21 protein-coding genes are annotated in these 23,166 nt (G+C 35.8%); 19 read left to right on the top strand and 2 right to left on the bottom strand.

All coding sequences use genetic code 11. The features are described 5' to 3' along the window. The first annotated feature begins 106 nt into the window (after nucleotides 1–106). The 18 genes from FB2170_RS11385 (at nucleotide 107) to FB2170_RS11295 (ending at nucleotide 18,353) form a co-directional block, all read left to right on the top strand. Entirely contained in the window at nucleotides 107–823 is a 717-nt protein-coding gene (locus FB2170_RS11385) for a VIT family protein (protein ID WP_013306706.1), read from the top strand. A gap of 165 nt (nucleotides 824–988) precedes the next feature. After that, entirely contained in the window at nucleotides 989–2,845 is a 1,857-nt protein-coding gene (locus FB2170_RS11380) for an erythromycin esterase family protein (RefSeq protein WP_013306705.1), read from the top strand. Between the two features lie 94 nt (nucleotides 2,846–2,939). Further along, nucleotides 2,940–3,518: a hypothetical protein gene (locus FB2170_RS11375; RefSeq protein ID WP_013306704.1), complete on the top strand. Its 579-nt coding sequence runs from the start codon at nucleotides 2,940–2,942 to the stop codon at nucleotides 3,516–3,518. A 135-nt stretch (nucleotides 3,519–3,653) separates the two neighbouring features. Then, nucleotides 3,654–4,628 (top strand): DUF3887 domain-containing protein, encoded by a 975-nt coding sequence (locus FB2170_RS11370; RefSeq protein WP_041632820.1) that lies wholly within the window; start codon nucleotides 3,654–3,656, stop codon nucleotides 4,626–4,628. A gap of 368 nt (nucleotides 4,629–4,996) precedes the next feature. Beyond that, entirely contained in the window at nucleotides 4,997–6,697 is a 1,701-nt protein-coding gene (locus FB2170_RS11365; protein ID WP_013306702.1) for a GMC oxidoreductase, read from the top strand. Nucleotides 6,698–6,700: 3 nt separating this feature from the next. Continuing rightward, nucleotides 6,701–7,294 (top strand): gluconate 2-dehydrogenase subunit 3 family protein, encoded by a 594-nt coding sequence (locus FB2170_RS11360; protein WP_013306701.1) that lies wholly within the window; start codon nucleotides 6,701–6,703, stop codon nucleotides 7,292–7,294. A gap of 446 nt (nucleotides 7,295–7,740) precedes the next feature. After that, nucleotides 7,741–8,268, top strand: a complete 528-nt coding sequence (locus tag FB2170_RS11355; protein WP_013306700.1) for a YHS domain-containing (seleno)protein — start codon at nucleotides 7,741–7,743, stop codon at nucleotides 8,266–8,268. A gap of 221 nt (nucleotides 8,269–8,489) precedes the next feature. Then, complete coding sequence (locus FB2170_RS17045) at nucleotides 8,490–9,674, top strand: adenylate/guanylate cyclase domain-containing protein (protein WP_013306699.1); 1,185 nt, start codon at nucleotides 8,490–8,492, stop codon at nucleotides 9,672–9,674. A 323-nt stretch (nucleotides 9,675–9,997) separates the two neighbouring features. After that, nucleotides 9,998–11,257 (top strand): amidohydrolase family protein, encoded by a 1,260-nt coding sequence (locus FB2170_RS11345; protein WP_237701131.1) that lies wholly within the window; start codon nucleotides 9,998–10,000, stop codon nucleotides 11,255–11,257. A gap of 171 nt (nucleotides 11,258–11,428) precedes the next feature. Then, nucleotides 11,429–12,499 (top strand): adenylate/guanylate cyclase domain-containing protein, encoded by a 1,071-nt coding sequence (locus FB2170_RS11340; RefSeq protein WP_237701130.1) that lies wholly within the window; start codon nucleotides 11,429–11,431, stop codon nucleotides 12,497–12,499. 163 nt (nucleotides 12,500–12,662) lie between these two features. Further along, nucleotides 12,663–13,328, top strand: a complete 666-nt coding sequence (locus FB2170_RS11335; protein WP_013306696.1) for a hypothetical protein — start codon at nucleotides 12,663–12,665, stop codon at nucleotides 13,326–13,328. 20 nt (nucleotides 13,329–13,348) lie between these two features. Beyond that, entirely contained in the window at nucleotides 13,349–13,717 is a 369-nt protein-coding gene (locus tag FB2170_RS11330; protein WP_013306695.1) for a YrdB family protein, read from the top strand. A 176-nt stretch (nucleotides 13,718–13,893) separates the two neighbouring features. After that, on the top strand, nucleotides 13,894–14,478 hold the full coding sequence (locus FB2170_RS11325) for a Crp/Fnr family transcriptional regulator (RefSeq protein WP_148232098.1): 585 nt from the start codon (nucleotides 13,894–13,896) through the stop codon (nucleotides 14,476–14,478). 66 nt (nucleotides 14,479–14,544) lie between these two features. Next, nucleotides 14,545–15,123, top strand: a complete 579-nt coding sequence (locus tag FB2170_RS11320) for a hypothetical protein (protein ID WP_013306693.1) — start codon at nucleotides 14,545–14,547, stop codon at nucleotides 15,121–15,123. 185 nt (nucleotides 15,124–15,308) lie between these two features. Continuing rightward, nucleotides 15,309–15,731, top strand: coding sequence for a VOC family protein (locus tag FB2170_RS11315; RefSeq protein ID WP_013306692.1), 423 nt, complete (start codon nucleotides 15,309–15,311; stop codon nucleotides 15,729–15,731). Nucleotides 15,732–15,887: 156 nt separating this feature from the next. Next, the gene (locus tag FB2170_RS11310; RefSeq protein ID WP_013306691.1) at nucleotides 15,888–16,520 is read left to right on the top strand and encodes a hypothetical protein; all 633 of its coding nucleotides are present in this window, start codon (nucleotides 15,888–15,890) and stop codon (nucleotides 16,518–16,520) included. A gap of 129 nt (nucleotides 16,521–16,649) precedes the next feature. Beyond that, nucleotides 16,650–17,219: a Crp/Fnr family transcriptional regulator gene (locus tag FB2170_RS11305; RefSeq protein ID WP_013306690.1), complete on the top strand. Its 570-nt coding sequence runs from the start codon at nucleotides 16,650–16,652 to the stop codon at nucleotides 17,217–17,219. Nucleotides 17,220–17,960: 741 nt separating this feature from the next. After that, nucleotides 17,961–18,353 (top strand): membrane protein, encoded by a 393-nt coding sequence (locus FB2170_RS11295; protein ID WP_013306688.1) that lies wholly within the window; start codon nucleotides 17,961–17,963, stop codon nucleotides 18,351–18,353. 80 nt (nucleotides 18,354–18,433) lie between these two features. Here FB2170_RS11295 and FB2170_RS11290 read toward each other — a convergent pair whose 3' ends face one another. Continuing rightward, nucleotides 18,434–19,417 (bottom strand): PmoA family protein, encoded by a 984-nt coding sequence (locus tag FB2170_RS11290; RefSeq protein WP_041632818.1) that lies wholly within the window; start codon nucleotides 19,415–19,417, stop codon nucleotides 18,434–18,436. A gap of 1 nt (nucleotide 19,418) precedes the next feature. Further along, nucleotides 19,419–21,050: a c-type cytochrome gene (locus tag FB2170_RS11285; RefSeq protein ID WP_013306686.1), complete on the bottom strand. Its 1,632-nt coding sequence runs from the start codon at nucleotides 21,048–21,050 to the stop codon at nucleotides 19,419–19,421. A 262-nt stretch (nucleotides 21,051–21,312) separates the two neighbouring features. Here FB2170_RS11285 and FB2170_RS11280 point away from each other — a divergent pair, with 262 nt between their 5' ends. Then, the gene (locus tag FB2170_RS11280) at nucleotides 21,313–23,148 is read left to right on the top strand and encodes a Xaa-Pro dipeptidyl-peptidase (RefSeq protein ID WP_013306685.1); all 1,836 of its coding nucleotides are present in this window, start codon (nucleotides 21,313–21,315) and stop codon (nucleotides 23,146–23,148) included. The last annotated feature ends 18 nt before the right edge of the window (nucleotides 23,149–23,166 follow it).

The following is a 23,166-nucleotide window of genomic DNA, read 5'->3' as shown; positions in this document are numbered from 1 at the left end:
TAAACAGTAAGCTTTAGCTTCGTCGGCAGACGGAAACGAAAAGTTTCCTTGCCTCCGCACTACGCTTAGCTCAAGCGGTTGTGTGTAATTTGAATAAACAGTATAGATGGCAGAAAAATTAGAGGAAATAGATGATTATTTAGATCCACATTATATTCAAAGAAGCAATTGGTTAAGAGCTGCTGTCCTAGGAGCTAATGATGGAATTTTGTCAACTGCGAGTATTGCGATTGGTGTCGCTGCTGCGAGTAATATTAGAGAACCAGTGATTTTGGCAACATTAGCAGGTTTAGTTGCTGGCGCCTTATCAATGGCAGCTGGGGAATATGTTTCAGTAAGCTCACAAACAGATGTCGAAAAAGCCGACATTGAACGTGAAAAGCAAGAACTAAAAGAAATGCCCGAAATCGAATTACAAAGACTAGCGGAAATTTATGAAAAAAGAGGTCTGAAAAAAGAAACTGCCAGAAAAGTGGCTGAAGAATTAACCGAACACGATGCATTAGGAGCTCATGTTAGGGACGAATTGGGAATTAATGAAATTAGTCAAGCCAAGCCTATGCAAGCTGCATTGGCGTCCGGAGGAGCATTTACAGTAGGCGGTTTACTTCCTTTTCTTGTCACTCTCTTTCTTCCATTAGAGAGTATGGAATATTCATTGTACGGTTTTGCACTGTTTTTTCTAATAATTTTGGGAGCATTGGCAGCCAAAGCGGGTGGCTCTGGTATTGGAAAAGCAATTCTTCGTATTACATTCTGGGGAACTGTGGCAATGGGATTGACTGCTTTAGTGGGATATTTGTTTAATGTAAATGTTGGTTAAAAAACTACACACAACAACGCGTATAGCCCATGCCTCTGCATACACTAAAATTTATCTATCTTTAAATTATATAAATTTTGTGTAACTCACTCAAACCCTAAAACGGCACAAGCCATACACGAACACGTTGTATGCCATTAAGTACAATCCGATAGTTTAATATTAATGACAGTTAAAACGAACCTATTATTAGCCCTTCTATTATTGGTTTCCTGTGCTGAGAAATCAGCCGAAGACCACGTGACTGAATGGATATCTGAGAATGCAATTCAAATAAGCAGTGTAGAACCTGGAAATGGATTTGAAGACCTATTACCAATCGGTGAAATGATTGGTGATGCTCGTATCGTATCCCTAGGCGAACCTACTCACGGAAATCGCGAGGTATTTCAACTTAAACATCGGATGATTGAATATCTGGTAGAGAAAAAAGGCTTTAACATTTTCGCACTTGAATGTCCTTTTGGCGCAGCTCGCGATATCAATCGGTACGTAGTAGATGGCATAGGAGATCCTGAAAAAGCACTAGCTGGTACTTATATGTGGTCATGGGAAACTAAGGAAGTTCTCGACCTTATTGTATGGATGCGCGAATACAATGCAGACCCTGACCATAAGAAAAAAGTTAAGCTCTATGGATTTGACCCACAGCACCCAGAAAGAGCAGTCAGAGTTATGCTGGAATACTTGGCTAAAGTTGACCCAGCCTTGGAAAAGAAAGTTCGCCCAGAACTAGGCACACTAGAAATACCTTATTCAAATCCTGAATTTATCGGAATTCGGCAATGGATACCTGAAGATTACGATTCATCATCCGTTCAAAAAATTAGTCTTGTGATGGATTCATTTGATAAAAACAAGGAGCAATATGTTCAAAACTCCAGTGACACAGAATGGAAACTAGCTAAACAGCATGCACAACAAGTAGAAATTGTAATCAATTCAAATTTGAACGAAATGGAAAACTACAATAACGTTAGGGATCTTGGTCAGGCTCAGAATTTAAAATGGATTATGGATCATGAAGGTAAGGATGCTAAGATGATAACATGGGCACATAATACACATGTATCCAATGCTTCTTTTGAAGGTGTCAACCACATGGGATTTAATCTGAAAAAAATGTATGGCGATGATTTAAAAATAGTTGGTTTTTTCTTTAACCAAGGTGATTTTAGAGCCATAGACTTAGGTGTTCCTTCAAAAGGAATCCATGATTTTTCTGTAGGACCGGCTCCTGCAGAACTCTTTGAGCACACCATGGCGCAGACAAAAATGCCCTTGGTGGCTATTGATCTAAGTAAAATAAAAGATAAAGGCGTTGTTTATGATTGGTTTAATCAAGAACGTGGAACGAGACATTCTGGAGGGAGTTTCAATGAAGAACGACCTTTCTACTGGCCATATAATCTAGCAAAATCCTATGACGCTCTTATCTATTTAGATTCAACCTCAGCAGTAGTTGATATTGATGATTCAGACTATGATCACATTTGGCTCAATCCTCATAAATTGCATGAGCCTACCAATACTGATTTTGAAAACAACCGTCCTGGAGATATTCCAGATGGCTGGGTGGCATGGTCTAAGTTTGAGCGGTTAGGAGTAAAAATGATCGTCAGTGATGAAGACCCTTATAAAGGGAAACACTCAGCCATGTTACAGCGTGTAGAAGGCTTAAAGTATGGAGAAATTACGGCCAGTCTGAGGCAGTACATAGATGCCGCGCCTTACGGAGGTAAAACCATACGACTTAAATTGGCAGCTAAGACGGAAGTTACTGAATCTAACTTTGCCTTTTTTAGGTTATCTATTGATCCTGACCACTCAAGCGATCCATATGAAGTAATGTCACCACTATTTGATAGTCATGACAAATATCGTGTGGACTCAAGGAATTGGAAAATCTATGAAATTGAAGCTCAGGTAGATGAAAAAGCGGATATGATACACTATGGAATTTATCTTCGTGATTTTGGCACGGTTTGGATAGATAATGTGGAAATAACAATTATAGAATAACCTGTAAATTAGAAATAAGCATTAACGGCATACAACAATGTATATAAACCATTAAAACGGTTCATATACTAGACCGTTCTAACAAATTAAAAAAATGAAATTAGGATTAAAATTTTTCTGTGTTATAGGATTACTTTTTTTTGTTACTAGCCACATATTATTTTCTATGGCTTCCGATTTTGATTTTTTCTTAAAGCCTATTGATTTTGCACATTGGTTAAATCTCATTGGTGCTTCATTTTTGATTTCATTTTGTTTTGTATTCCCGAAAGGGAAAATTAATTCTATTGCATCCTTTTTAACAATATTAGGTGTTATCGGACATATCGGAATGTGCACTATTGACTTTATATTTTGGAGTTTTGGAGATGATTATGATGGTAGGAGCAACTTATTTCAACATTTAAGCAAAACTCCCGCGATATGGTACCCTTTTATGATTATCGGACCATCTTTATTATTTGCAGGATTAGCAACTCATTCTTGGAGTTTTATAAAAAGTCATCCAATAGGTTCTATTATGACCTTGGCAGGGGCGACTCTTGCAGGAGTTGCTAATTTTATATGGGACGATAGAGTTTATGTAACACTAAGTGTTGTACTCTTTGCAATTGGACTACTGCTTCTTTTGTATAGAAAGGAAATAAAAATAACTAGTTACAACAAAGCCTGAAATTCATTGCTTGCGGATTCCCTAAACGGAAATCACGCGCAAAAAGCTATCTTTAGGTTCGGCTGGATTGTCCTTCGGACGAATCACAGCAACGAACCTTAGCCAAACCGTTGTGAAATATTTAAAAAGAACTATATGAAATATTTAATGTTGAGGATTTGTATAATGACCTCATTATTTTGTTTCTCGCAAACAGAACATAAAAATTTTGATGAAGTTGCCTCCAAGTTCCAGTCGAAATATAATGCATCGAATTATGAGGATGTTCATAATATGCTAGATGAAGTAATGAAGAGTCTCATACCTAAGGAAAAAATGACTGATTTTCTATATACAGTTAGGTCTAATTTTGGCACAATAAAAACAATGGAATTTTATGACGTAAACAATTCGGCTTATGTATACAGAACTTCTTTTGAAAAGGCTATTGTGGATATATCATTTTCATTAAATAAAAAGAACCAAATTATTGCCTTATTTATCCCAAGAAATAGCTTGGAGAATTCCTCAATATTAAAAAGAAATGCTACCAAAATGATTTTCCCATTTAAAGAAGAAGCTTTTGTCTATTGGGGTGGAGAAACTGCGGACTTAAATTATCATATGGAAGATTTGAGCCAGCAGTATGCGTTTGATATATTGATGGTAGCAAATGGAGCTCCATATAAAGGAGATGCAACAAAGAATAAGAGCTATTTTGTTTTTGGCAAAGAAATTATTGCCCCTTGTGACGCAAAGGTTGTAAAAGTAATTGATGGAGTCAAGGATAATGTGCCTGGCACGTTAAATAAGACTGATATCTCTGGCAATACCATAATCTTAGAAACAGCGAGGAAGGAATACTTGCTATTTGCACACATTAAAGAAAACACAATTTTGTTCAAAGAAGGAGATTCGGTAAAAAAAGGTCAGGTAATTGCCCAATGCGGGAATTCTGGAAACACATATGCAGCTCATTTGCATTTGCAACTTCAAAATACAGACGATTTGTTCAATACCATTGGAGCAAAAATTTATTTCGATGAATTGATTGTAAATGGACAAATTGAGAAAGACTACATGCCAAAGAAAGAAGATTTTGTGAAGAACAAAAAAAGATTTCTAGAGTAAAATAACATTTCACAACACAGCCTATAAACAATACGGGCTTCGGGCTAAATCGCAGGGTTTGTGTACATTTATGAAGTCCGCAAAATCTTTGGGATTTTGCTCTGGACAAGAAAAAATAAATCAAAACAAAAAGATTTCGCTATATGTGTGGCGGAAAGCAAACGCTAGTTTGCTCCCGTACTGTTCATAGCTAAACCGTTGTAAAAAATGTTGCACCACTTTGCTTCTATTCGAAATCAGTGATTGCCGATCGTCACAATCACCAACCAAATATATGCTAGTAATTCGCCTTGTTCTTTCTTTAAATATTTATAAGTCGAGCTTCTGTTTTATTCATTAACTTGGTGGCTACTAGCAATACGTTATACATGGCAAATTTCAATATTGATGCAAAAAAGGATATGGTCTATGACGCCATCGTTATCGGCTCCGGTATCAGCGGTGGCTGGGCTGCAAAGGAACTCTGCGAAAAGGGCCTCAAAACCCTAGTTCTCGAGCGGGGCAGAATCGTTGAGCACGTAAAAGATTATCCAACCATGAACTTAGACCCTTGGGATACCGAGCTAAGAGGCGGACTGACTCCTGAACAAAGAAAAAAACACCAAGTTAGTATCCGTTCAAATTGGGTAGGTACTGATACAGCCCATTTCTGGGCAGATGATGAGGCCAATCCTTATACGGAAGTAAAACCTTTTTTATGGCTTCGTGCCCATCAAATGGGTGGAAGGTCTTTGTTATGGGGAAAGCAAACGTATCGCTGGAGCGATCTGGATTTTGAGGCAAATTCCAAAGATGGTCACGGAGTAGATTGGCCAATGAGATACAAGGATATTGAACCATGGTATACCTATGTGGAGAAATTTGCAGGTATTAGCGGAGAACCTTTAGGGCTTCCACAATTACCAGATAGCCATTTTCTACCGCCGATGGAGCTCAATTGTGTAGAAAAACATATAAAAAGTAGAATTGAAAAGGAGTTTGACAGTAGGCATTTAATTATAGGGAGGTGTGCTCATTTAACGGTACCACATAACGGAAGGGGGCAATGTCAAAACAGGAATAGATGTAGCAGAGGTTGCCCGTACGGAGCCTATTTCAGTAGTAACTCAGTTACGCTACCTGCAGCCCATGCAACTGGTAAATTGACAATTCGACCATTTTCGATAGTGCAGTCGATTATTTATGATGACACTAAGGACAAAGCTACTGGCGTTCGTATCATCGACGCAGAGACCAATGAAGACATTGAATATTCGGCCAAAGTGATTTTCTGCAATGCCTCAACTTTGAGTACAACTCAGATTTTGTTGAATTCAAAATCAAACCGCTTTGAAAACGGATTTGGAAACGATAGTGGAGAACTTGGCCACAATCTTATGGATCATACCTATAGAGTTGGAGCCATGGGAAAAGTGGAAGGATTCGATGATAAATATTATAAGGGTAGACGGCCTAACGGAATTTATATTCCCAGATATTGGAATGTAGATGAGAAAACCAAGAACGATAAATTTCTACGTGGCTTTGGCTATCAAGGAGGAGGATATCGCGGTGGAAACGCTGCCAATAACGAAAATTTTGGAGCCGATTTTAAAGAAAGCATCCTAAAACCTGGGTCGTGGGAATTCTTCATTACAGGTTTTGCAGAGTGTTTGCCCTATCATGATAATCAAGTTAGTTTGAATACTGATGTTTTGGATAAATGGGGACAACCTACTTTAGCAATTGACGCAGAATTTAAGGAAAACGAAAGAGCAGCTAATAAGCAAATTCAAGAAGATGCAGTGGAAATGCTCCAAAAGTCGGGATTAAAAGATATTATAGGCTTTGACAATGAACACCCACCCGGTTATGGTGTGCACGAGATGGGCACCGCTAGAATGGGTCTGGACCCAAAAACCTCCGTGCTGAACGGATTTAACCAAGTTCATGCCGCGAACAACGTTTTCGTTACCGATGGTGCTTGTATGACTTCTTCTTCTTGCGTGAATCCGTCATTGACTTATATGGCAATTACCGCGAGAGCTGCGAACCATGCAGTATCTGAATTAAAAAAAATGAACCTTTAGGTTATGGATAGAAGAAGCGCACTTAAAAAAACAGGTTTATTGGCAGGTGCTGCCGTTGCAATGCCCACAATGATTTCATTACTACAATCTTGCGAGAATGAACCAAGATTGACCTGGAAACCTGAATTCTTTACAAAGATAGAAGCCAACACTGTAGGCACGCTGGTCGAAATGATTTTACCACGAACAGATACACCAGGAGCTTTGGATGTAAAAGTAGATGTGTTCATTGACAAAGTAGTTTCTCAAACCTATGACCAAAAAGGACAGCAAAACATGCGGAATGAAATCACCACCTTCAATAATCGTTGTAAGGAGAAATTCGGTACTATCTTTGCTAGCCTTGATGAGTCCAAAAGAGATGAGGTATTAAAAGCCGAAGAAAAGTCATCGGGTAAATTTAATCCAAGAATTTGGGGCACTACCATTGGTAACCAAGAACCCATTGGTTTTTATCGTTCAATGAAATCAATGGCGATATGGGCCTATTTCACTTCTGAAGAAATAGGCGAAAAGGTATTGAGCTACGACCCCATTCCGGGTAACTACGAACCATGCAAACCACTCTCTGAAGTCGGCAATCGTTGGAGTTTATAGTCGCCGCACCTATCTTAGTTCGTGATAATTTGTATTCATAAATGTTTGAACTGTAATAGCTCCCCATTACAGTTAGTGCAATGTTGTAAAAAAGTGCTGGACACATACCTAATAATTCCAATATCAGTAATCGGATTTGTTAACAGTTCGCAGAAGGACTTGGAAAACTTTGCACAGATGGACTTCTTATTCCAGCACTGATCGTTGTGGTTATTTTCCAATGTGAATGGAGTAAAACTTAATTTCATTCGCGAACTTTTTTCCTATCTGAAAGCATACCGTACGAGATTAAATAAACACTTTTTACAACAATACCTATAGTTCATAGCTGCACTCCCTTATCCTGAAAATTCTTACTTTTATGTGGCTGGATTTCTAGAGCGAAAAATCCTAATTAATTTATCGCTACGAAATCATAGCCGAAACGTTGGCAACAATTAAAAACAATGAACTATTTAAAAAGAATAGGAATATTTATAGGAATTTTTTTAATCCTTTTAGTTGGGTTTTATTTTTACTACTTTAAAATCCATGTCGACGATTACTTTAACAAAGATGGAAGTTCCTACTATATGAATGATGAAAATATTGGTGTTGGTGGTTATGATGTAACTGAATATTTCACAAATAATAAAGCCACTAAAGGAGACACTACCTTTTCTTCTAAATATGACGGAGTCAAATATTTGTTTGCGAATGAACAGAATAAATCCCTTTTTTCAGAAAACCCTGAAAATTTTCTACCTCAATATGGAGGTTATTGTGCGTTTGGACTCGGAATGGAAGTTGGCGACGGAATCGGAATCAATAAACCTGGAAAATATCCAAGTACACCTACTTCCTTTAAAGTTGTGGATGAAAAACTCTATCTATTTTTCGATGCACCAATATTTCATGCAAAAGAAAAGTGGAATAAAAATGAACCTAAATTCCTCAACAATGCCAATAAATCTTGGGAAATTATTGAAAAATAAAAAACTGTAGCCAACAACGCGTATAGTTCATTGCTCTGAAATTCCTACTCGGAATTTACAACGCTACTGAACTTGGTTCTCTCCTATTTGCTATCTTAGTGCTGATCGCAACGAAACCATACACGAACACGTTGGCTACAATAGAATACGAGAATAATCCATAGAAATTAAGAAGAGCTTATGTCAACTTATGATAAAAAAAATCTGGATTCTTTCAAAGAATGATAGACATTGGTGCTAATGATAACTCTTCCTTTACTGAAATCAGATATTTGCGCGTAACGAATATCGCTTCGATTTTAGGAGTAATTTATAATGTAATTTGGATGCTAATTGCATTGTCTCTCACAGACTCATTAGCGATTTATGGGAGTAATGCCTTGTTGGGTTTAATGTTTCTTATGGCCTTAATTTTCAACAGGAAAGGGTGGCGGGTCCTAGCTTCTATATGGCTTATTCTGGCATCTTATATGTGTGTTCTCTTGTTTCTTTATTTGTTGGGATATTCCTCAGGCGTTGCAATCGTTTGTTTCCTAATTATCATCCTACCATACATGACTTTCCCCAGAAAGACAAGGGATATAGCCCATATCTTTAGTATTCTAGCTTGCCTGACATTGATTATTACTGTAATATTTCAATCAAATATAACAGCTCATTTTGACGGAATAGATTCTTACATATCGCAAATAGTTAATATCAGCATTACTGGATTCATTTGCCTCATACTCATATCCAGTTTGTCTGTTCTAATTGATAAATCAGAGGAATCTTTAATGGCTGAACAGAAAAAATCAGATGACCTTCTGCATAATATTCTACCAGCAAACATAATCAGGGACTTAAAAGAAAGCGGTAAAACAATTCCTAAAAGACATAAGGATATCACTGTACTATTTACTGATTTTGAAAATTTTACGAAGCTTGTAGCATCCATATCGGCAATCACTTTGGTCAATGAACTCAATGACATTTTTGGTCGATTCGATGAAATAATGGCAGAAACGGAAGTTGAAAAAATTGAAACAATTGGTGATTCATATATGGCAGCATGTGGCCTTGAAAAAGAAATGGCAAATCACGCTGCAAACTGTATTAGAGCAGCACAAATGATGCTATCCTATCTTGAGGAGAGAAATAAAAGCCATGAAATAAAATGGAAAATGAGGGTTGGGATACATTCAGGAACTGTAGTAGCAGGTGTTGTTGGTAAAAAGAAGTTTGCGTACGACCTTTTTGGAGACACAATAAATACTGCCAGCAGAATAGAATTCGCTGGTGAGGTAGGTAAAATCAATATATCTTCATCCACCTATGAACAGATTAAAAACGACTTTAAATGTCTTTCTCGTGGAAAGATCTTTGCAAAGGGAAAAGGGGATTTGGAAATGTATTTTGTAAAATAAACTGTAGCTAACAACGTATAAAATTAATTGCTAGTGCAAGCCTACTTACGAAAATCCTAGCGGATTTTCTATTCGGTTTGTATTTGCTAAATTAGGTGCTTAAACAACGCAACTAATATTATACAAAACCGTTAGCAATAATTACAAAAATGAAATACTTAAAAAGAATAATAAAAATAATTTCAGCTTTATTTTTAACATTAACTATTGTAGTTGTCTTTTTCGTAATAGTGGATGTTTATAATACCGCATATCTCAAAATTAAAAATAACCCTAGTCTACATGAAACTTCCTACTTAATAACCAATATCAATATCGTACCCATGTCAAAAGACACCATTTTGACACATAAAACGATATGGGTGAAAAATGGAATTATTGAAAACATCGCTGATTCAATTCGGATGGAAGGCATTGAAATCATAGATGGGGAAAACAAATTTTTGTCTCCAGGATTAATTGATATGCATACGCACCTATGGGACAAACAAGAGCTTGGACTCTATCTAGCCAATAGTGTGACCACCATTAGAAATTTATGGGGATACCCTATGCATTTAAGAATAAAAAAAGCCTTAAATGACGAGAATATTATTGGCCCGCTATTTTTTACTTCGGGTCCCAAACTAACAGGTGAAAATGACTTTGGAGATGACAAAGTACAGGTCAGCACTCCTGAAGAAGCTAAACAATTGGTTATATCCTATAAAAAACGAGGGTTTGATTTTATTAAAACCTATGCTGGTTTACCAGAAAACATTGAACATGCTGTTTTAGAGCAATCGATCCTTTCTAATATTTCGATTGTATCTCATCCCAGCCGAGAAATACCTTATCTAGACCAATTTCAACCTCAAATATCGAGCATTGAACATGCAGAGGAAATTGTTCAGCAAGCACTCGAGTACAAACTTGACAGTATAAAACTAGACACAATAATTCAAAAATTCGCGCGTACCCAAAAATCATTTTGTCCAACATTGACAGGCTACTACAAGATTTTTGAAATGCTTGAACTAGGTGAAGATGTTTTGACATCAGACCCCGCCTATTATGTAAATCCACTAATGCAAAAGTTCGATAGTAAGGTACAATACGATAGATGGGCAAACGAAAAAGAAAATAATAGCTCCATCAAAACATATATTCATACTCAACATCAATTTCATTTATATATCATAAAAAGGATGAATGAAGTTGGAGTAAATATAATTTGCGGAACAGACGCAGGCATAGGCATTACAGCCCCTGGATACTCTATTCATCAAGAACTCGCATTCTACAAAGAAGCAGGATTAAGCAATTATGACGTATTAAAAACAGCAACAATCAATCCAACCAAAACACATACAGAATTGGAACAAATTGGATCGATTGAGAAAGGCAAATTGGCAAATTTTATATTGACATCTAAAAATCCTCTTGAAGATTTGAGTGTATTGAATAATCCTGAATGGGTTATGATTAAAGGTAGAAAAATAGATAAAAGAATTTTAAATGAATTTACAGAGAATGCTCTAGATCGAAATAATTTAGTTGTAACTGGTTTGAGGTATGCAGAATATTTGTTCACTGAAAAATGAAAACTATTGCTAACACCGTATATAATTTATTACTAGTTCTAGCCTACTTACAAAAATTCTCTCGGATTTTCTATTCAGTTTGTATTTGCTAAATTGGACACTTAAAACACGTAACAAACCATATACAAACACGTTAGCCTTCATTTGATGAAAATATCGAAATATTTAAAGATGAATTTCCTCAAAGTAGCCATCATTGCATTGGGCTACGTTACCATAAACCTATTCATCTTTTTTTTTAATTATGCATTACTTAATTCCGTATATTCTATCGGTCCATCTCTTCATTTTAATGTGAAGTATTATTTACTTACGAACATCTTCGTTGGTGTGATTGCAGGTTTACTTGCGGGAATTGCACTTGTTTCAGTTAATAGTCGACTGTTTCGCAGGCGATCATTCAAATTTGCCATTGGCACTACGCTCATCTCTTATGTGGTGATTTTTATACTGGTTACTTTCGTGGCGACATTCTCAAACTTAGTAAGAGAATACGGACTACAAGGAATAACCTATGACACTGTGAAAATCACACTCGGGCACGTTTTCGATTTAGCATTGTTAACCTATTTTATTTTATGGGGTTTCATCACACTTGCAACGCTTTTTCTATTACAAGTCAATGATAAATTTGGCCCTGGTATGTTGCTAAAATTCCTTGCCGGAAATTACCACCAACCTAAAAAAGAGGAACGAATTTTCATGTTTATGGACATGCGTTCTTCAACAACAATTGCAGAAAAAATTGGCAATGAGAAATACTTTCATTTATTAAATGATCTGTTTTCTGACATTGCAGATACGATATTAAACAATGAGGGCGAAATTTATCAATATGTTGGAGATGAAATTGTAATCTCATGGTCAATTAAGAAGGGGGTTCGAAATGCCAATTGCCTCAGGTGTTTTACTGAAATTCAAGAAAAATTGACTGTTTTACGGCCCATCTACGAACAAAAATATAAGGTTATGCCAGAATTCAAGGCAGGCCTTCATTATGGGCTTGTGATGGCTGGTGAAATTGGTGTCATTAAAAAGGATATAATATATTCGGGAGATGTGTTAAATACAACTGCTCGAATCCAAGAGCAATGCAATCAATACAGCGTAGACATCTTGATTTCTACGGAGACTTTTAATCTTCTTTCTGATACAAACGGTTACGAGCTAATCACTTTGGGAAATATTGAACTGAGAGGAAAGGAAAGGAAAATAGATTTAAACACTGTAAGAACAATCTGATAATACAATTTGTAAACAAAGGCTAACAAAGTGTATATTTCATAGTGCTTAAGGATTGTTTGGGAAATTCTGGCGAATTTCCGCACTCTTGGTCCTTTTTCGCTAACTTAGTTTCTCAACACTACAAACCATACACGAATACGTTGGCAATAATTTAATCCATATGAAATTTAATATTAAATACAGATTAAATAAACTTTATAAAAGTTCTTGGTTTATTACACTTTTCGCAACAACACTTGGTGTTTTATTAGCTTTTTATCTTAATAATTTAAACGATAACTTAAAAATAGAATCTAGTAAACAAGTAGTCATAAAGAATTTAAATAATGAAATAACAAACAACAAATTAACTCTTAATGATCCTAGTGATAATCAAAGATTAATTAATTTTCTCCTAGAAGTGAGAGAAATTGATGAAGAAATTTCAAATGAATTAACAACATCAATTCATAACATCAATGAATTAAAAATCAATTATCCTGATTTTATTGAAATTAAAGATTCAATAGACATAGACGTTAATTTGTTTAAATATAATGTTTCATATAAGCTTGAGCTTAATTTTAATGACCTTCAAAAGATAAGTTGGGAAACCTCAAAAATGAGTGATGTAATTAATGAATTAAACTATGATTGTTTAGAGGCTCTTAATGAAATTTATTATCGTCAAGGAATTTACACCAATCAGCAGCAAAAAACATTAGAATATTTTGTTAGTGCTGAGCATAAAAAATTATTGAAAGCCTTAAACATTATTGAACAGCTTAAATCTCAACTTATAGATCAAATTTCAGAAAGTCAAAATAAAATTAAAAACTGTGACTGATTTTTGTTAAAAATAAATCTATGGGATCACATCCAATCAATCTAATATTTAGATTTATTCTTGAATTATGTGCTTTGACTGCCATAGGAATATGGGGTTGGCACCAAAGTCATGGTTTATTGCGATTTGTTCTAGCTATTAGTATACCAATTATATTTGCTGCCATTTGGGGTGTCTTTGCAGTTCCTGATGACCCAAGTCGTTCTAGAACAGCACCAGTTATTGTTTCTGGAATTGTTCGTCTTACAATTGAATTGGGCATTTTTACAATTGCCATTTGGGCACTTCAAGACGCTTGCTTTATAAAATTAAGTTGGATCTTTGGAATAATAGTCGCTCTTCATTATTTTATTTCTTACGATAGGATTGCATGGCTAATAAAACATTAGAATGAAAACTATAGCCAACAACGTGTATAATTCATAGCTTGATTTTCGCCTACTTACGAAAATCCTCGCGGATTTTCTATTCGGCTTGTATTTACTAAATTAGTTACTGAACCACGCAACGAAACCATACACAAACCGTTGTACAGAATTAAAACCTACCTCTTTAATAATTAATGATGAAGTATTCAAAATTACTTGAGCTAATTAATCAAATTACTATTTTAGAGGCAAGAGAAATTGAACTCATTAAAAGTAGTTTTATACCTATCCAACTCACCAAAGGTGAGTTCTTCCTAGAGGCTGGTAAAATCAATAAACATGTAGGTTTTCTTAATAAAGGTCTAGTTAGGTATTTTGTTTATAAAGATGAAGATGAATCAACATTTGAGTTTACTAAAGAAGGCGAATTTATTGCTGATTATCAGAGTTTTAATAACAAATCTAAATCTGTTCAAAATATACAAACTATAGAAGATTGTGAAATACTTATTATAAATTATGATAATGTTCAGAAAATATTCAATTCTACAAAAAAGGGGAACCTGATTGGTCGTCGAATAATTGAACATCGCTTTGATATTATGGTAAATCAATTACTTGCAATATACATGCAAAACCATGAAGACCGCTATCAAAGTTTTATTAAGCAATATTCCGATTTATCACAAAGAATACCTCAATATCTAATTGCCTCATATGTAGGCGTAAAGCCAGAATCTTTAAGTCGCATAAGGAAAAGGTTTTCGAAAAGAATTTCTTAACTTAAGTTAATCACTATATAGTCTAATTCTGTCTAAATTGTATTTTCAATTCAAACTTCGAATACAATGACAAGTGAAAACAAAAAACTAGGAAAAAAATTCTTGCAAAATTGGATCTTGGCTAACGGAATTGGTTGGCTGGTTGGATTTATCAGCGCATTCATTTTATCATATTTGGTTGTAAATATATTCTATGACAAAGAAACAAATTTAATTGTGGGCATTTGTGTAGGTGCAAGTATTGGTTATGCACAGTGGTTTATTTTGAAAAGAATGTTTAAAATAAGTAGTATGTGGGGTTTAATATGCACTCTTTGTTTAGGTATTCCCGTATTAGTTGGTGTAATAATGAATGAAAACGGACATGCTACCCCTTACTTCCAGGGAGATTACGAGATACTTGGTCGATTTTTGTTCGGATTAATCGTAGGTGCAGTAATTGGATTACTTCAAATGCAATTACTCAAACCCTATTTTAAAAAAGCATCTCGCTGGATACTTATAAATTCTGTTGCTTGGGGTATTTGTGCCCTAGCATTATCAGCTCCGATGCCGCTAGCGACTCTAGTTGTTTTAGCAGGAGGAATCTTACTGGGCGTTTTAACTGGTTATGGTATAACCTGGATGAATAAATATGAAAGTTAAAATGCCAAATTGAACAGATCACTTACAATGAGTAAAACTGCACACAACAACCTGAATAATTCATTGCCAGTACTTACCTACTTACGAAAATCCTTGCCGACTTTCTGTTTGGTTTGTAATTGCTAATTTAGTTTCTGAAACACGCAACGAAACCATACACAAACACGTTGTATGTAATTTGACAAATGACAGATAAAGAGCATAAAATAGAAATTGATTTTTTAGACCACGTAGCAATTCGAGTTGCTGATATAGAAGCTTCTGCATTGTGGTATGAAAAAGTGTTGGGACTGAAACGATATAAATTACCTGAATGGGGAGACTTTCCAATCTTTTTACTTTCTGGAAAATCAGGAATCGCATTGTTTCCGGCGAATACAACTGACACTAAACTTAAACCAACTTCAAAAAATGTAAAAATTGACCATTTTGCATTTAATGTGACAAAAGAAAATTTTGAAAAAGCTATAAAAAGATATATAGAATTGAATATGGAATTTAATATTCAAGACCATCATTACTTTGATTCAATATATACTAAAGACATAGACGGACATACGGTTGAACTAACCACAATTAAAGTGGATGAACGTAAATTTTATAAATAAAAACTACACACAACAATGGCTATAAGTAATTGCTTGTTATCGCTACTTTGGAAATTTCATAGGAATTTCCAACTTGGTTTGTACTTGCATAGTTTAGTGCTAAAACACGCAACTATTCATAGTCGAGACGTAGCACATTTGTAAGAAGAGAGAATTATGATAAACCCAAAAGGAATATTAAAATTTCTTCCCACTATTGGCATATTACTTTTTATAGGTATTTACATTTATGCATCTAAATTATATCCTGGAGGTTCACAGGCAGACCATAACTCGTTAGGATTTGATTGGTCTAACAATTACTGGTGTAACTTAATGCGAGACGATGGTTTGAACGGAATTAAAAATAAAGCACAACCAGTGGCAATTACAGGAATAATCATTCTTTGTAGCAGTATGATTATTTTTTTCTTTCAATTTGCAAACTACTTTGAAAAACATAGAATTTGGAAAATGACGATTAAAATCTCTGGTGCTTTGGCAATTTTATCTGCCCCTTTCATATTTTCTGAATTTCATGATATTATGACCACCGTTTTGAGTGTATCTGGCACAGTGGTAATAATCGGAATGATCCGAGCACTTCACAATAGGCAATTGACTTTCTTGAAGGTAATGGGAATATGTTGTATTCTGGTAATTGCGTTAAATAACTTTTTTTACTACAATGAAGATCTAATTAAATACGGTCCTTTGATTCAAAAAAGTGCTTTCATTCTGATACTTTCTTGGACAATGGGTCTTAATTTTATAATGAATAGAAATAACGTGCCACAACAACGTTATTAATTAATTGCTTGGGCATGTTTAATGATTACTCACAGATTTCTGTCGAAATCTTAAAACCTCAATCCCTTTTGCTATCTTAGTCCTAATCGCAACTAATCATACACGAACACGTTAGAGTTTATTAAAATAATGCAAAATAAAATTAGCCCAATCATTAGTTCTGTATGTAACATCTCTAATAAGTCTTCAGAGAAGATTGTTAACATAGCCAAATACGAGAATTACAAAAAAGGAGAATTAATCACTTCAGTTGGACAAAAGAACAACCTGGAGTATTTCATAACTGATGGAATCTGCAAAAGTTTCCTAACAACTCCTGAAGGTGAAGATGTAACTATTTCTTTATTCAGGTCAGATTCAATAATATCACCTAGTACAATTAGAAATAAAGGGGGTGAGTCAATAATTAATATTCAAGCATTAACAGATGTTGAAATTGCAACGATAGATGCTACTGAATTTGAAAAATTAATGATAGAGGATCTAGAAATTCGAGATTTTGGTAATTCAGTATTAAGAAATGAGCTAATGGCTAAGGTCCAAAAAGAAATAGCGTTAGCATCACTCAAAGGTATGGATCGATTACTCCTTTTAAGAAAAAATTTCCCTAATATAGAAAACCAAATACCCCATGCTGACATAGCATCATACATAGGCATAACAACAATTTCTTTGAGCAGATTGAGAACACAATCTTAATCATTATCATTTGTTAATGGAATCAGATTTTAAATTAACAACCTTTGACCTCTAATCAAAACACCAATTATGTCAATTTTCACATCACTGCTTCATAAGACTTCTTCGTTAAAAAGTATTTGTATCCTTTTCATCTTCAGCCATCTTGTTTTAGTATCAATGATGCTATTTACTTTTCCTGTTATTAACCATCAAATAGGAACGAAAGCTTTTGATTTACAGACTTTTGGATATTCAGTAACTGTAGCAGAATCGATTGTAAATAATTTGAATGAACAAACTACTCAATTTTACTTATTTCCTCAATTGACATTTTTAGATTTATTGTATCCATTTCTATTGGCTCTATTTCTTAGCAGCCTTTTATCTCGCATTGTTAATAGGAACACCCCATTAGGTATGGTATTGCTAATTATTCCATTTTTAGCGATGACTTTTGATTACCTAGAAAACATATGCGTGATTTTAATGATATCAAAATCAATAGACATATCCGAATCGATTGTACTAATATCAAGTTCATTCACCATATTAAAGAGTATTTTAACTTCAATAGCATGGCTAGCCATATTGATATACTCTATAAAATGGTTAATATTGAGAATTAAAGAAAAGAATAAAAAACAAGCTCCTACAAAACCTAAACTGCATTGAAACACAGTTTAGCCAAACCGTTGGCAATGATTTGTAACAATGTATAATTCCAAACGACTAAGAAGTCATTATCATTAAATCAAATAAATGAAAACAAAAATATTAATGACTTCAAGCGCCATATTCTTGGCAATTATTGGATTACTTCTTTCTTTTTTACCAAATGAAATAGCGGACTATCTAAATGTTGAGCCCAATATTATTACAACGCTCTTTTTGAAAATATTGAGTGCATTTTACTTGGGTTTTGGAATATTAAATTGGATGGCAAAAGGAACCCTAATTGGAGGTATTTATAATAGACCTGTTGCCATTGGAAATCTAATGCATTTTGGAGTTGGGGCAATTGCATTAATTAAAGTTGTTTCTCATATCAAGGCTCACTCGGAAATTATTATTTCACTCACAGTGGTTTATGTGATTTATGCAATGCTTTTTGCCTATGTTTTTAAAACTACCCCAAATAGTGCGAAAAAATAAAAAACAAGCTCTAATAAAACCTAAACTGCATTGAAACGCGGTATAGCCAAACCGTCGTCATGTGTGATATATGTCAAGAATCACTTTCCTATATCACCAAAATCAATATAATGTTCCTGTATTTCTAACCTTGTCAGGGCATCAGTGTGTACCAACACCCTATACCTTAACTTCAGTGTTTCATCCTTATAGAACATTATTGGATTGTTGAACAAGAGGGCCGCATTGAAAAAGGCAAAATCGCCATCCTTATAAATATACCATGGTACCTTGCCATCTCCGTTTGATGGGTGATTCAATATCGTTAATCCAGATTCTTTCTTAGAATCGAAAAGAAATCCCGATAAATCCATCCATTCCCCCTTTTCACCGTAGCCTACAAGATCTTCTTCACCAGTCCAACCTGAAGAATGCCTATAAGTGTGTTGGGTCATGTTCGCCGAAGCCCTATAGGACAGTCCAGCATATCCCCCATAGAAAGGGCCTCCATGCTTTCCTGGAGGAGTTCTGTTCAAAACAACACTGTCCTTTTGGGGAGTTAGATGTAGTGTCCAATCAATAAAATAATTGCCTCTTTTGTCCGGGGGTGATACGCTAATAGCCCTTTTTTCAATCAGAACAAGTGTACTATCCTCCAAAGCATAATTGATCTGCATTTCCATATTGGCATAAAAATCATCGGTAAGAGTTCTTGAATATTGGTGCATTGTAGCTATTCCTTCTGCCTTTCCAGTATATTCATCCTCTTCCCAAAAATTCTTTTCATTAATGAACTTCCAAGAAAACCACAAACCATAGTGCCAAGGGTGATCAACAGGCCTCAACCATATCAAATCACGGCCTTCGGCCGTGTTCAAGGGAGAAAAATATGGCTTTCCATTAGCATAATTGAATTTCCAGACGACTTGGGAGTCGTGTAACAATTTAAGGGTGGTATCAGATTCTTGCCAAGAATATACAGGTACATCGTTTGTGATCTTGCGTTTTTCGAAACTGTCCTTACAGCCATTTAAAAGGGCAATAAATCCATTCAAAACCATAAAAAAGATGAGATGTTTCCTCATATCAATTTTCAATTTTCAATGATTGTAAATACCCTAAAAGATCTCTAATTTCCATTTCGGTCATTCCTGAAAGCAAATCAGCTGGCATCAAAGATCCCGTAACCAACTTATTTGATTCTATTTCACTCCTTTTCAAGTCAATGACCTTATTCCCAGCAATCATTACTGATATGCCTTTATCACTTGCCGTAATCATTCTACCACTTAGAATGCTTCCATCTTTTTTAGTGATAATATATTGATCAAATCCCGTTTTTATATTCTTGTTTGGATTAACAATCGATTCCAATAATTGATCTCTTGGCAAAAGATTACCAATATCAGATAAATCCGGCCCTAAAAGTGCTTCATTACCATCTACTGAATGACAGGTAGCACAAGCCCTGTCCTCAAATATGTCCTCGCCCTCATGTATGTTCCCATAAACAACCGACGTATTCTTACTCTGATCATCCGGTTTCACCCAAGGCGCAACGATCATCCTGTAGATAGCACCCATTGGTTCCTCGTAAGGCTTATGCCAAGGGGCTTCGGTCCCGAATTGCGAAACATATAGGTCTCCATGATCTCCAAACTCAACATCAGAAAGTTTTGCCATCTTATCAGCTACCGGATATTCTTTTGCCTCATAATCACCATTCTCGCCTTTGTTCAGCCTTACTCTTGAAATTGACCCATCTTCCCACTGTCCGTCAGGGCCAAAAAAAGCAATGAACAAATCTCCCGCAGTGCCACCAAAGTCATTACTCTTTTTGTTGAAGGTTATTCCAGAAGGCGCAAATCCATACTTTAAGTTCAATAGAGCATCAGTAATGGGGGCATGATTCGGGTATTTCGGCAAGTTGTTACCGTAGAATCTATCCTTTATGGCCAGATTCAATTCTTCATATTTATTCTCATTCCCCCTATTGTCGGAAAAAAACAAATCCCCCTCTTCATTGAATCTCATTCCGTAGGCAAATCGTAAGCCAGTCGCATACCTTTCGTAAGATTGTCCATCAGGGGCAATCTTTAAAATAGCCCCCCTGAGCCCTTCCGAGTCCCGTGCAGGATTATCATTCCATGAATCGGTGCAGAGAATCGCATAAACATATCCTTCTGGACCAATCTCAAGGCCGAAAGTCCAATCGAAAGGATGCAAAGTATATGGAAAGTCGTTGAAAAATGTATGGCTCAGATCAGCAACCTCATCATCATCAGTATCTTCATAAACCCGAATTTCTTGAGTTGTCCCAACGAAGAGCTTCTTACCCTTGAATATCATACTTGTGGGATATCTTATACTGTCATTTTTTACATCGCAATAAAGTTTGGCGTAATCCTCGAGACCGTCACCATCGGTATCATGCAATGAAAAAATCTCACCAGTGTAATTCGCTGCATAGATTATTCCATTTGGCCCTAAAGTAACTTGTGTTGGATTCCACAATTCCACTCCTTTAGTAATGGGTAATTTAACCGCTGCATAGTGTCCATAAACACGGACACTGGTATCAATATGCCTTGTTATTGTTTCTTCCCAAACCGATTTCTTTGTTTGAAAAGTTTTTTCTTTCCTGCCACAGGAAAGCAATAAAACAGTGAACAACATTGTAATTACCAAAGGGATTTCCGCTTTAAAAGAATATGTCATTTTTATAATTATTGAATTCGATACAAACCATTTTCAATTTAACATAAAAATATGATGCGACAATTAATTTTTTTTTAAACGAAGAGTCTCAAGAAGATTCAAGAACCCTTCATTACTTTGGGCTAGCCAATTACAGACATCAAAATTGGCTGGAAAACCTGATATAGAGTATCGAGAATCTTTAAAATGAAAATGCGGACATCTATCGTAAAGTTCATTATATTAGACCAATCCTAATCCACAACCATTTAAACGAATGTATATGAGAAATGGCATTACTTCTATTGTTCTTATAGTCATTGTATTCACAGGTTTCAATTTTATTCAGGCCCAATCCCAAGAAAACGTCGCTCCGTTTTTTAAAGATGGAGAGGCCCAAATAGTGCCTGCATTTGAGGACGCATCATCATGGATCAGACATGACCTTTGGGTGGAAACCGAATTTGATTCAGACGTAGATGGGTCGTTAGACCGCATGCACGTGGCTGTTACAAGACCTCTGCAAACAGAATCTGAGGGACTCCAACTTCCTGTGATTTATGTATCAAGCCCTTATTTTGCTGGCGTTGCCCCTGATGTCGATGGTGTTTTCTGGGATGTAAAACATGAACTTGGTGAAATGGGTCCAGAACGTGTTCATCCCGAAGTTACAAGACTTGGGGAGAGACCTATTATTTCAAATTCACATATAAATAAATGGGTTCCAAGAGGGTACATTGTTGTGCATTCATCATCTCCCGGGACTGGACTTTCACAAGGTTCTCCTACTGTAGGCGGTGATAACGAGTCATTGGCACCAAAGGCTGTTGTGGATTGGCTTTGCGGGCGGGCAAAAGGTTTTACAACCCCAGATGGCAATGAAGAGGTAGAAGCTTTTTGGTCCACCGGGAAAGTCGGAATGACTGGGACATCCTATAATGGAACAATTCCTTTAGCGGCGGCGACGACTGGAGTTGAAGGACTTGAAGCTATTATTCCAATCGCTCCAAATACTTCGTACTACCATTACTACCGATCAAACGGATTGGTACGGTCCCCAGGAGGTTATTTAGGTGAGGATATTGATGTGCTTTATGATTACATACACAGTGGTGATGAATCAAAACGTGCTGGTAACAATGCCCGTGTAAGAGATATAGAAATGAAAAACGGTATGGACAGAATCACCGGAGATTATAATGATTTCTGGGCTGGTCGTGATTATCTAAATGATATGAAACCTATGAAGGCAGCTCTATTAATGTCACATGGCTTTAATGACTGGAATGTAATGCCCGAACATAGTTATAGAATTTATAAAAAAGCAAAGGAAATGGGATTGTCTACCCAAACTTTTTATCATCAAAACGGGCACGGCGGACCACCACCAATGAAAATGATGAATCGTTGGTTTACTCGCTATTTACATGGTATTGAGAATAATGTTGAAAATGATGCACGTTCTTGGATTGTTCGTGAACATGATGACCGTGACAAACCAACGGCTTACAAGGATTATCCAAATCCCGATGCTTCGGATGTTACCTTGTACTTATCGCCAGGTGCTCCTGAAAAAGGTGGATTAGGTTTAAGCAAGAAAGATATGCCAGGAACAGAAACATTAGTTGACAATTACTCTTTTGATGGCTCAACTTTGGCGAAAGCCGAAAACACAAATCATCGTTTACTCTATGTAACACCTAAGTTGAAAAATGACATTCATATCTCAGGAATACCAAGAATCACCGTTAAACTCGCTAGTAATAAACCTGCAGTCAATCTTTCGGTTTGGTTAGTTTCATTGCCTTGGAACGAAGGAAGAAACAGTAAAATAACGGATAATATCATTACAAGGGGTTGGGCTGATCCACAAAATCGTAAATCTATCAGTAAGAGTTTACCTTTAAAACCAGGTAAGTTTTACGAGGTATCTTTTGATTTAATGCCCGATGACCAAATTATCCCGGCAGGACAACAAATTGGATTAATGGTTTTTTCGAGTGATAAAGAATTTACACTTTGGCCAGAACCCGGCACTGAATTAACTGTTGACTTAAATGGAACAACATTGACACTTCCTGTGGTAGGCGGGTCAAATGCTTTTACCAAAACGTTCTAAAGTTCAATGAGGGACCGA

Origin of the sequence: Maribacter sp. HTCC2170 (assembly GCF_000153165.2) — a bacterium.
Classification (GTDB): domain Bacteria; phylum Bacteroidota; class Bacteroidia; order Flavobacteriales; family Flavobacteriaceae; genus Maribacter_A.
The sequence above is the reverse complement of the archived record's forward strand: the minus strand, read 5'-3'. Positions and strand labels throughout refer to the sequence as shown.